Below are 10,676 nucleotides of genomic sequence, written 5' to 3' on the forward strand. Positions count from 1 at the left end.
CGGCTCACCATCCGGAACACCCGGCTGATCCGCCACCGACCCGCCGCGACCCCGCCCCGCCGACTCACCAGACACGAGACCAGGCGAGTCCACCCAGCCCCGCCACAGCGACCGCCCACGACGCGCCGGCTCACCATCCGGAACACCCGGCTGATCCGCCACCGACCCGCCGCGACCCCGCCCCGCCGACTCACCAGACACGAGACCAGGCGAGTCCACCCGGCCCCGCCACAGCGACCGCCCACGACGCGCCGGCTCACCGCCCGGTGTGCCCGGTTGATCCGCCACCGGCCCGCCCGGCAACGCACCCCGCCCCCGCCACAGTAACCGCCCACGACGTGCCGGCTCACCATCCGGAACACCCGGCTGATCCGCCACCGGCCCGTCTGTCCCCCGCCCCGCCGGGTCGCCGGGCAGACCGGGCGAGTCGGCCCAGCCACGCCACAGCGACCGCCGGCGCCGGGCCGGCGTGCGGTCCGGGGCGGCTGATGCGCCCGGTTGGTCTGTGGGCACGGCGGTCCGGGCCGGCCGGTCGTTGTCCGAGGAGCCCGGCTGAGCTGATGGGACGACATCGGGGTGCGTCGGGTCGGCGGTCCGGGCGCGCCACAGCGGCGTGCCACGGCGGACCGGGGCGGCGGGCTGGTCCGGTGGGACGGTCCGATAGCGCGGCGCGGGCCATCGCCGCCTGCCGCCGGCCTGAACCGTGCCGCCGAAGGCGGGCGTGTCCCGGCTCAGCGCGGCCAGCCCCGGCCCACCAGCCGGCGCCGATCGGTCGTGACGTCCCAGCGCGGTGAGCAGCCGCGCGAGGAAGGCCTCAACTCGCATGGTGGTCGTCGCCGGTCTTCTTGCGGGCCGCGGGCAGCTTGACGCGCAGGCGGGACACCCGTCCGGTGCCGTTCAGCATCGGCGTGGCGGTCTCGGAAGGTGTGGCGGCGGTCGTACCGGCGACAGCGGCGAAACTCAGGAACGGCGCGGCGACCCGGGCGATCTGCGTCAGCAGCAGCGGTGCCGCGATCCCTGACGCCACCGCCCCGCCCGGGCCGGACGCCTGTCCTGACGCACCGAGCCACGCGGCCAGCCCCGCGCCGGCGAGGCACCGGACGGCGACGGACACCGCGTACGCCCCAAGGCCCGGCTCCCCCGCCCCGCGCCACGGCGGCCGCCCGGTCCGGCGGCGGGCCGCCAGCAGGTCGAGCGCTTCGAGCGTGAGCGCGGCGAACAGACCCAACATGGCCGCTCCGGCTGCGCTCATCGGACCACCATAGGAACGGGCCGCCCCGGGCTTCCACGGTATCGACCGTCGATCACCCGGTCGGGTTGACGCTCCCCTTGCGCGTCTGGCACTGTCTAGGTTGTCTAGAGGACCTGGAGGTCTGGTGAGCAAGGCGCCACTGTACGTGCGGATCGAGCGGGAGTTGCGGGCGCGGCTCGCCGGCGCGCGGCCCGGCGACACGGTGCCGGCCGAGTCGGTGCTCGCCACGGAGTTCGGGGTCGCCCGGATGACGGTGCGGGCCGCGCTCAACGCCCTGGAGTCCGACGGGCTCATCGAGCGGATCCAGGGGCGGGGCACGTTCGTGCGGCAGCGGCCCGAGCCGCGGGCCGCCGGGACCCTGATGAGCTTCCACGACCAGGTGCGCGGCTGGGGGCGCACCCCGCGCTCGCGCCTGCTGGAGGGCGAGGTCCGGGCGGCCTCCGCGGCCGAGGCGGCGGCGCTCGGACTGACCTCCGCCGCACCCCGGGTGGTGTCGATCGCCCGGGTACGGCTCGCCGACGACGTCCCGCTCGCGGTCGAGTACGCCTGCTTCCCCGCGCACCTGAGCGCCCTGCTCGACCTCGATCTGGAGGCCGGTTCGCTGCACCACGCGCTGCACGGGCTGGGCCTGCGCCCGACGCTCGGCTCGTCGACGCTGACGGCGCAGCGGGCCGGCGCCGACGGCGAGCGGCTGCACGTGCCGGCGGACGAGCCGCTGCTGGTCGAGACCCGGCTGATCGTCGACCAGCACTCGGCGCCGCTGGAGCACACGGTCAGCCGGTATGTCGGCGCCCGCTACGACCTGCGCGTCACGTTCGACGTGCGGCCACCCGGAACAGACGTGCGGCCACCCGGAACAGGAGAGTCCCGATGAACGTCGCCAAGATGATCGACCACTCGCTGCTGCGGCCCGAGCTGACCACCGCCGACGTCCGGCACGGGTGCGAGGTCGCGGCGCGCCGGGCGGTCGCCTCGGTGTGCGTCCGGCCGTCCGACGTCGGCCTCGCCAGGGCGGCGCTGGACGGGACGGGCGTGCTCGTCGGGACCGTGGCGGGGTTCCCGCACGGCGACACCCTCACCACGGTCAAGGTCGCGGAGACGCGGGCGCTGGTCGAGGCGGGCGCCGACGAGATCGACATGGTGCTGCACATCGGGCGGCTGCGCAGCGGCGACGAGGCGTACGTGCACGACGACATCGCGGCCGTGGTCGCCGCGGCGCAGGGGCGGGTCGTCAAGGTGATCCTGGAGAACGTGTACCTCACCGACGAGCAGAAGGTCGCCGGCTGCCGCATCGCGGAGCGGGCCGGTGCGGGGTTCGTGAAGACCAGCACCGGGTTCGCGGGCGGCGGCGCCACCCTGGCGGACATCCAGCTGATGCGCGCCACCGTCTCCCCGCACGTCGAGGTCAAGGCGGCCGGCGGGGTCCGCAGCCTCGACACCCTGCTCACCCTGCACCGCGCCGGCGCCACCCGCTTCGGCGCGACCGTCACCGAGGCGATCCTCGACGACTTCGCCGCCCGCGAGCGCGGGGAGCCGCCGGCGGCCGCGCCGTCCACCGGCAGCGGCTACTGAGCCGTAGGACGTCGGCCGGGACCGTGGGACAGGCGACGACAAGCGCTCTCGAATTGTCGTGCCAGCGTCCTGTACCGCGGGGGCAGGCAACGGGCAAGCGCGCTATCGGGGCGTCGTGACGGCGGTCAGGATCTTCGTGTACGCGGCCCGGCGGTCGGGGCGGGCGCGGGCGGCGGCCTTGGTGAGGGCCGGCGCGGCCGCGGGGCCGAAGCGGGTCAGCCCGGCCTCGGCGGTGCGGCGGACGGTCGGGTCGGGGTGCAGCAGCAGGCCGACGACCGCGCCGATCGCCGGCGTCCAGGCGGCGCCACTGACCGCGCGGACCGCGGCGCGCACGATGTCCGGCTGCGGGTCGGCGAGGAGGACCTCGCTGTGCCGCAGGTACGTGGGCCGGTCCAGCAGCTGGCGCGACACGCGGTGGGCGTGCAGGCGGACCTTCGCCTCGGGGTGCCGCAGCAGGTCCCCGAGCAGCTCGGCCAGGCCCGTCCCGTCGCCGGTCTCGGCCAAACCGGCCAGGGCGACGCGGATCCGCGTGGCGTCGCCGTCGCGCGCGAGGTGCAGCAGCTCGTCGCGGGTCGGTGGGCGCACCGTCGCCGACGGCCGGTCCAGCAGCCCGGCCGGCAAGCGGGGCTCGGCCGGCTCCGGCAGCAGCAGTGGCGCGGGCGGATCGCCGAGCAGGGTGGCGGCCGTGGAGCGCGGCAGCCGGTGCAGCGCGGTGCCGGCGGCAGCCACGACGGACGGGTCCGGGTGGTCGCGCAGCCGGAGCAGGGCCGGGACGAACGGCGGCAGGTCCGCAGACACGAGCCAGAGGGTAAGCCGCATCGCCTGGTGCAGCCGCGGGACAGGGGCGTCGGCGGCCAGGTCCTCGGGGGTCAGCGCGCGGGCCAGTGCCGGGGTGGGCGGCAGGTCGGCGTCGCGATGCAGGTACATCTGCAGCAGACGACGCTGGATGGCCGGTTCGGGCCACGAGCGCAGCGCCTCGGCCGCACGCAGGCGCTGGGTGGTGCCGGGTCGCGGGTGGTCGAGCATGGTGAGGAGGCGGTCGCGCAGGGCGGCCGAGCGGGGCTGGTCGAGGTCGCCGTCGTGCGGGGTCCGCGGCGCCGAGCCTGTGCGGCCGGCCTCCTCGCCGAGAGTCCACAGTGGAGCGCCGATGGGCTGTAGGGCCACCATCCGGTCGAGCAGTGTGGGCCGTTCGTCGGCGGCGGTGGCCGGCCAGGCCTCGATCAGGCCCGCGAGGCACTCCCGTGATTCCACTGTGGACGACCGAACGCCGGACGAGTTACCCGGCGCCGGCCCCTGGCGCAGCGCCTCGCCCTGCTGCGGGAACCCGAACGCCTCGCGCAGGACACGTGGCTCGGCCTGCCACGGGTCGGCGCCGAGCGCGGCGTCGGCCAGGGCGCGTTCCACGTCGCGGCGGGTGAGGACGGCGCCGCAGCGGCGCAGCGTGGCGAGGGTCGAGCGGAGGCCGGCGGGCGCGGGCGGCGCGGCCCGCAACCGGGACGCCACGTCCAGCGCCGCGGCGGGGCCGAGGTGCGGGGCCAGGTCCTCGAGGACGGCGAGGAGGGCGTCGCGGGCAGCGTGCGACAGCTCGCCCACGCCGGTGACCACAGTGGACCGTGCGCGGCCGAACGCGATCCGCTCCTCGGGCGTCCACGGCGCCGGGCAGCAGCGCACGACGAGCCGCAGCACGGACGGGCGCAGGTCCGGCTCGGCGGCCGCGAGCCTGAGCCAGTCGGGCAGCAGCCGTCGCAGCCCTGGCAGCAGCGCCTCGGGCAGGTCCCCACCGGCGGCGGCGACCCGGCGGGCGGTCGTGGCGTGCCACCCGTCGCGGGTCAGGGCGACGAGGTCCGGATGCGGCTCACGTACGGCGGCCGCGGCCGACTGGGTGATGCCGTGCGCCGCCATCCGGCCGGCGAGCGAGGCGACGGCGCCGTCCCGCAGCCGCAGCCGGCCGCCGGCGATGAGGTGCAGCAGCGCCGGGCCGGCCGGCGAGCCCTGGTCGGTGAGCGCCGCGACCGACCGCGGGGTCAGGGCGCCGTCGAGGGATTCGAGGAGCGGGAGTTCGCCGGTACGTTCGAAGGCGGCGATGACGGTCGCGTCGGCCGCGTCGGCGAGGATCGCCCGCAGCGCGGCGGTCAGCGCGGCCCGCAGGCCGGGGTTGTCGTGCCGGCCGAGCCAGCCGAGCAGGTGCGGCACCGTGGCGGGGGTTCCGGTGGTGCGCAACGCCTCTGCCGCGGCCTTCTTGATGTTCATGTTCGGGTGTTCGAGGCAGGCGGCGACGGCGTGACCGGCCCAGCGGGCGCCGGCCCGGCCGAGCGCGATGAGGGCCTGGCGGACCGTCTGCACGTCCCCGGCCGCGGTGAGCGGCGTCAGCGTCGCGGCGAGGGCCTCGATCCCGTCGCGGGCGAGGACCGCGACGGCGTGTTTGCGCACGTGCGGGTCGCGGTGGCGCAGGAACCGGTGGGTGCGGGCGCGGGTCCGCTCGTACGGTGCCCGCTCCAGCAGCTCGAGCAGCACCGCCAGCTCGGTCGGCGGCGTCCCCGGCCGGTCGAGCAGGTCCAGCGCGACGCTCGCGGCGAACGCGTCCCCCGCGGCCCGCTCGGCGGCGGCGTCGTCCATCTGAACGGCGTCGCGCAGGCCGGTGACCCGCCCAGCCGAGTCGCGCGGGCCGGCAACGCGCCCATCCGCGTCGAACAGGTCCGTGACCCGCCCAGCCGAGTCGCGCGGGCCGGCAACGCGCCCATCCGCGTCGAACAGGTCCGTGACGCGCCCAGCGGCGGCGTGCGGGCCGGTGACGCGTCCAGCGGCATCGAGCGGGCCGGAGACACGTCCAGCGGTGTCGGGCGGGCCGGAGACACGTCCAGCGGTGTCGGGCGGGCCGGTGGCGTGGTCGGCGGCGTCGAGGAGGCAGACGGGGCGGATGCGGCCGTCGCGGTACAGGCGGCGGCCCAGCCCCTGCAGCGCGGCGAGCGCCTCCTGCGGCACGACCGGCATCCGCTTCGTGGCCGCCGGCCGGTCCCGGTCCGCGTCGACGGCGGCGAGGTCGGCGGGGAGCCGGTGCTGCTCGTCCGGCGGGTTCCCGCGGGTGTCGTACGCGAGGGCCAGCTCGGCGACGATCCGGCCCAGCAGCTCGGTCACGTCGTCCACGGCGGCGGCGTGGCCGGCCAGCCAGATCAGCGCCTGGAGCGGCCGGTCGGGGGTGGCGCGGGCGCGCAGGACGGCGAGCTCGCGCTCGTCGGGGCGGCCGAGGTCGGCGGCGATCCGGTCGGGCAGGGCCGCCGGGTCGAGCCGCAGCAGCAGCGCGTGCCGGCGGGCCGGGTCGGGCTGGAGCAGCCAGCACAGTTCGAGCGCCTGGTGCCGCCACGGCCGCAGGAACGGCAGGTCCTGCGCGAGACCGTCGGCCAGCACGGCGACGGCACGGTCACCGCCGACCGCTTCGAGAGCGTGCAGCGCCGCGGCCGGCGCGCGGGGCAGGGTGGCGAGCACGGCGTCCTCGGCGGGAGCGTGGCGCAGCGCCCGGATCGCGGCCAGGAACGGCTCCGGCTCGGCCGCATGGGGCAGCAACGCGGCGACGTCGCCGCCGATGTCGAGGTCCGGCGCCCCCTGCCGTGCGAGGGCCACCAGCAGGTCGAGCCGCCGCGCCCAGGCCGCCCCGCTCCCGTCATGAGCCGCGTCAGACGAACCGGGAACGGAACCGGCAGCGGGACCGGTAGCGGAACCGGCAGCGGAACCGGCAGCGAGACCGGCAGCGGGACCGGCGAGGAGGGCGGCGCGGGTGGCGTGCCGGGCGGTGTACAGCAGCGCCGCGACGTCGCCGGCGGGAATCGCGTGGTCGGCGAGCGCGAGTCCCACGACCCCCGCGGCGTCGGCGGCGGCGACGATCAGCCCGCGGTGGTGCATGGTGGTGAGGCAGGCGACCGCGGCCGGGCCCAGCAGCAACGGATCGGTGGTGCCGAGACCGACGACGGCGGGAATGTGCTCGCGGTCGAGCAGCTCGCCGAGCGCTTCGAGCGCGCGCTGCCGGACCCGGGGCGGCACCCGGACGTCGGCGGCGGCGTCCAGCAGCGGCTCCCGGAGGCCGTGCCGCGCCGCGGCCGCCACCGCCGCCGATGCGACATCCGCCGTGCCGGCGACGCCCGGCGGCGAACCGCCGGGACCGGTGGGCGTGGGGGCGAGGAGCGCGCGCAGGCGGTGCGGGGCGACGGGGTCGACGGCGGCCCAGGGCTCGGCCAGCTCGGTGAGCGCGCCGGCCACGACCGCCGGTGTGCCGCTGTCGAGGAGCCGCCCCAGGATCCGGCGGGCGGCGGCGGGGGCGAGCACCGCGGCGCGCAGCCCTTCCCGGCACAGCCGGAGCGCGGCGTCGTGCAGGACCGGGTCGTCGCGGCCGGTGAGCTCGTCGAGCAGCCGCGGCGGGTCGGACGCGTCGGCGCAGGCCAGGCCGGCCACCGCCTGGAGCAGCGGCTCGCCGGGCGGTTCGGCGGGCAGGCGGCCCGGCAGGTGCAGCAGCTCGGCCCGCAGCCACGCCACCCGCACCACCGCCACCGGACCGTGCTCACGCCAGCGGGGCCAGGCGGACGGCGGCAGCCGGCCGTGCCGCTGGAAGAGCGTTGCCGTGGCGAGCGCGACCTCCGGCGCCTCGTCGGTCCCGAGCAGCCGCAGGAGGTCCTCGTCGACGTCGCCGCCGATGAGCCGCGCGCCGAGCCACTGCACGGCGAGCAGGCGCAGGGACGGGTCTCCGTGGCGGGCGAGCCGGGCCGGCAGCGCGGGCGGGCAGGCGGTGCCGTCGACGTGTGCGGCGAGCCAGTCCACGTCGCCCCGGTCCACAGCGGCCGTGACGTGCGGATCCGTCGGCTCGGTCACAGGCCCGATCCTATGCGGGCCCGCAACCGGAATCAGGCGGCGGTGAGGGCGCCGATCTCGTCGAGGATCGGCGTCCACAGCGGGCGCGGCAGGTCGTGGCCCATGCCGGGGTGGACGACGAGGCGGGCGCCGGGCACGGCGGCGGCGGTGGCGCGCCCGCCGGCCACGCGGATGAGCGGGTCGGCGGCGCCGTGCACGACCAACGTCGGGACGCGGACCGTGGCCAGGCCCGGGCGGCGGTCGCCGGAGGCGCGGATGGCGGCGAGCTGGCGGCGGGCGCCGGCCGGGTCGTGGCCGCGGTCGTACGCGCGGCGGCCGACGTCGCGCAGCCACGCCTCGTCGCGCGGGTAGGCGGGCGAGCCGATGGCGGTGAAGACCTGGAGCATGCGCTCGCCGGCCTCGTCGCGGGTGGTGGCCGGCGGGATGCCGAGGGCGCGGAGGGCGCCGAGCCGCGCGCGGCCGATCTGGGGCGCCGGCGTGGACATGATGGAGGTCAGCGTCCGCACGCGGTCCGGGTGCCCGATGGCGAGGGTCTGCGCGATCATGCCGCCGAGGGAGGCGCCGGCGACGTGGGCGGAGGGCCAGCCGACGGCGTCAAGGACGGCGACGGCATCCAGCGCCATGTCGGTCAGGCGGTACGGTGCCACGGCCCGCGGGCGGGTCAGCAGGTCGAACAGGCTCGGGTTGCCGGCCTGCGACCAGTGCGTCGACTCGCCCGCGTCGCGGTTGTCGAAGCGGACGACGCTGTAGCCGCGGCCGGTGAGCTCGGCGCACAGCTCGTCGGGCCACGACAGCAGCTGCATGCCGAGTCCCATGATGAGCAGCAGGGGTTCGCCGCCGGGCGGGCCGAGCCGCTCGTAGGCGATGGTGACGTCGTCGCGGCGGGCCAGGGCGATGACCATCGGCTCAGCATCGGTGATGAGACGCGATCTCGGGAAGGCCCGCCGCGACGCCGGTTCAGCAGCCGACGCAGGAGGTGGCGTCGAACACGTGGTCGCCCAGCCGGGACGGCATCTCCGCGACGCCGGGGCCGCCGGCGGTGAGCCACGCGCTCACCGCGTCGACGGTGTCGTGGCCGAGGATGTCGCCCAGGTAGACGGGTCTGGCCCCGCCGCGGCGGGCGGCCCGGGAGGGCTGGACCACCACGACGTTGGAGCGTTCGCAGACCGAGAGGCACTCACTGACGCGGACGCGGTGCCGGCCGGCGCCGGCGCGCAGCGCGGCGAGCTGCGCGTCGTGGTCGACGTCGGGGTGCTTGTCGGTGCTGCCGCAGCAGCAGTCGCGGCACACCGTCAGCGTGCAGGCGTCGTCGCTCCACGGCGGGGCCATGACGTCAGCGGCTCGCGGCGAGCACGGCCGGGGCCGGCGCGGCCGTGCCGGCGTCCCGGCCGGAGCGCTGGTCGGGGTCGCCGGGGACGGGCGCGGCCGGGTCGGTGCCGAGCTCGACGATGCGGTTGGCCCTGTCGACGTGGACGACGCGGGAGCGGTGCGAGGCGACCTCGGCGGCTTCGACCAGCTCGAACGACATGATGATCACCAGGTCGCCGGGCGAGACGAGGCGGGCGGCGGCGCCGTTGATGCCGATGACCCCGCTGTCGCGGGCGCCCTCGATCACGTACGTGGTGAGGCGGGCACCGGTGTCGATGTCGACGACCTGCACCTGCTCCCCTTCGACCAGGCCGGCGGCCTCCAGCAACGCGCTGTCGATGGTGATCGATCCCACGTAGTGCAGGTCGGCCTGGGTCACCGTGGCGCGGTGGATCTTTCCGCCGAGCAGGGTGCGCTGCATTGAGTCGTCCTCTCCGAGGGGCAGGCATGGAGGTCCCGAAAGGACGGACATGGAAGCCCATCCTAAGTTAGGCAATGCTAACCTACATTCCTGCCTCGGCGCGCCACCCTCCGGCGCGGCGGCCGCGACCCCGAACTCTCCAAGGAGCATTGATGACCCGCACCCCCCGAACCAGGACGTGGTCGCGCCGCACGGCGCTCGCCGCGGCCGCCCTGCTCGCCGTGACCGGCCTCGCCGCCTGCGGTGACGACGCGAAGGACTCCGCCGCCGCGACGCCCAGCGGCTCCGCCGCGCCGGCCGCGTTCCCCGTCACGATCGAGCACAAGTTCGGCTCCACGAAGATCGAGTCCGAGCCGAAGCGGGTCCTCACGGTCGGCTGGAACGACCAGGACTTCGTGCTCGCCCTGGGCGTCACGCCGGTCAGCACCCGCGAGTGGTTCACCGAGTACCCGACCTACCCCTGGGTCAAGTCGGCGCTGGGCGGCAAGACGCTGCCGACGTTCTCCGCCGAGATCAACTTCGAGGCCATCCTCAAGGAGAAGCCCGACCTGATCATCGCCATCTACGAGACGGTCAACCAGGAGACGTACGACCGGCTCACGCAGATCGCGCCGACGGTCGTGCAGTCGAAGGACTACGCCGACGAGCAGACCCCGTGGGACGTACAGACACTGACCACCGGCAAAGCGCTCGGCAAGTCGGCCGAGGCGAAAGCCCTCGTCGACAAGGTGAACGCGAAGCTCGCCGAGGTCAAGAAGGCGCACCCCGAGTTCGCCGGCAAGGTGCTCGTCGAGGACTTCGGCCCGGAGAACGGCCAGCACTGGCTCATCGCCGCCAAGGACCCGCGCCGCGCCCTGTTCGACGCGCTCGGCTTCGCCGCGCAGGCCGAGAAGGACGAGATCAGCGAGGAGCGGCTCGACCTGCTCGACAAGGACATCCTCTTCGTCAACGGCGCCACCAAGGCCACGATGACCGCCTCGCCGGTGTTCGCCAAGCTGAAGGTCGTCACCACCGACCGCGCCCTGTACACGACGTTCGAGACCCCGCTGTCCGGCGCGCTGGCCTACAGCGGCCCCAACGCGCTGCTCTTCGCCCTCGACATCCTGGTGCCGGCGCTCGCCGCCGCCGCCGACAACGACCCGGCCACGAAGGTCCCGGACCTCGCCGCCGCGTAACACGCGACCACGCAAGAGGGGCGGCGCCGTC

8 protein-coding genes are annotated in these 10,676 nt (G+C 76.2%); 3 read left to right on the plus strand and 5 right to left on the minus strand.

Annotation, left to right across the window (positions count from 1 at the left end; genetic code table 11):
* Positions 1 to 814 precede the first annotated feature (814 nt).
* Positions 815 to 1,252 carry a hypothetical protein gene (locus AB0I21_RS28240; RefSeq protein WP_360565604.1) on the minus strand — a complete coding sequence of 146 codons (438 nt, stop codon included), beginning with the start codon at positions 1,250 to 1,252 and terminating at the stop codon, positions 815 to 817.
* Between the two features lie 124 nt (positions 1,253 to 1,376).
* Between AB0I21_RS28240 and AB0I21_RS28245 the strand changes: the two genes are divergently transcribed.
* Both AB0I21_RS28245 and deoC read left to right on the plus strand, forming a co-directional pair.
* Positions 1,377 to 2,126, plus strand: coding sequence for a GntR family transcriptional regulator (locus tag AB0I21_RS28245; protein WP_360565606.1), 750 nt, complete (start codon positions 1,377 to 1,379; stop codon positions 2,124 to 2,126).
* Positions 2,123 to 2,824 carry a deoxyribose-phosphate aldolase gene (deoC, locus tag AB0I21_RS28250; RefSeq protein WP_360565608.1) on the plus strand — a complete coding sequence of 234 codons (702 nt, stop codon included), beginning with the start codon at positions 2,123 to 2,125 and terminating at the stop codon, positions 2,822 to 2,824. The genes AB0I21_RS28245 and deoC overlap by 4 nt, the downstream gene beginning before the upstream one ends.
* Positions 2,825 to 2,926: 102 nt before the next feature.
* Here deoC and AB0I21_RS28255 read toward each other — a convergent pair whose 3' ends face one another.
* From AB0I21_RS28255 to panD, 4 genes are read right to left on the minus strand one after another with little or no spacing between them, the layout of a single operon-like run.
* Positions 2,927 to 7,681 carry a HEAT repeat domain-containing protein gene (locus tag AB0I21_RS28255; RefSeq protein ID WP_360565610.1) on the minus strand — a complete coding sequence of 1,585 codons (4,755 nt, stop codon included), beginning with the start codon at positions 7,679 to 7,681 and terminating at the stop codon, positions 2,927 to 2,929.
* A 32-nt stretch (positions 7,682 to 7,713) separates the two neighbouring features.
* Positions 7,714 to 8,583, minus strand: coding sequence for an alpha/beta fold hydrolase (locus AB0I21_RS28260; protein WP_360565611.1), 870 nt, complete (start codon positions 8,581 to 8,583; stop codon positions 7,714 to 7,716).
* A gap of 55 nt (positions 8,584 to 8,638) precedes the next feature.
* Entirely contained in the window at positions 8,639 to 8,977 is a 339-nt protein-coding gene (locus AB0I21_RS28265) for a hypothetical protein (protein WP_360565686.1), read from the minus strand.
* A gap of 37 nt (positions 8,978 to 9,014) precedes the next feature.
* Positions 9,015 to 9,470 carry an aspartate 1-decarboxylase gene (gene panD / locus AB0I21_RS28270; RefSeq protein ID WP_360565612.1) on the minus strand — a complete coding sequence of 152 codons (456 nt, stop codon included), beginning with the start codon at positions 9,468 to 9,470 and terminating at the stop codon, positions 9,015 to 9,017.
* A gap of 152 nt (positions 9,471 to 9,622) precedes the next feature.
* Here panD and AB0I21_RS28275 point away from each other — a divergent pair, with 152 nt between their 5' ends.
* Complete coding sequence (locus AB0I21_RS28275) at positions 9,623 to 10,645, plus strand: ABC transporter substrate-binding protein (RefSeq protein WP_360565613.1); 1,023 nt, start codon at positions 9,623 to 9,625, stop codon at positions 10,643 to 10,645.
* The last annotated feature ends 31 nt before the right edge of the window (positions 10,646 to 10,676 follow it).

Origin of the sequence: Dactylosporangium sp. NPDC050588 (assembly GCF_040654975.1) — a bacterium.
Classification (GTDB): domain Bacteria; phylum Actinomycetota; class Actinomycetes; order Mycobacteriales; family Micromonosporaceae; genus Dactylosporangium; species Dactylosporangium maewongense.

What these genes read in the sequence shown, in the direction of transcription:
- AB0I21_RS28240 (WP_360565604.1), bottom strand. Translation starts at nt 1,252, where the DNA reads ATGAGCGCAGCCGGAGCGGCCATGTTGGGTCTGTTCGCCGCGCTCACG.
- deoC (WP_360565608.1), top strand. Translation starts at nt 2,123, where the DNA reads ATGAACGTCGCCAAGATGATCGACCACTCGCTGCTGCGGCCCGAGCTG.
- AB0I21_RS28275 (WP_360565613.1), top strand. Translation starts at nt 9,623, where the DNA reads ATGACCCGCACCCCCCGAACCAGGACGTGGTCGCGCCGCACGGCGCTC.
- panD (WP_360565612.1), bottom strand. Translation starts at nt 9,470, where the DNA reads ATGCAGCGCACCCTGCTCGGCGGAAAGATCCACCGCGCCACGGTGACC.
- AB0I21_RS28260 (WP_360565611.1), bottom strand. Translation starts at nt 8,583, where the DNA reads ATGGTCATCGCCCTGGCCCGCCGCGACGACGTCACCATCGCCTACGAG.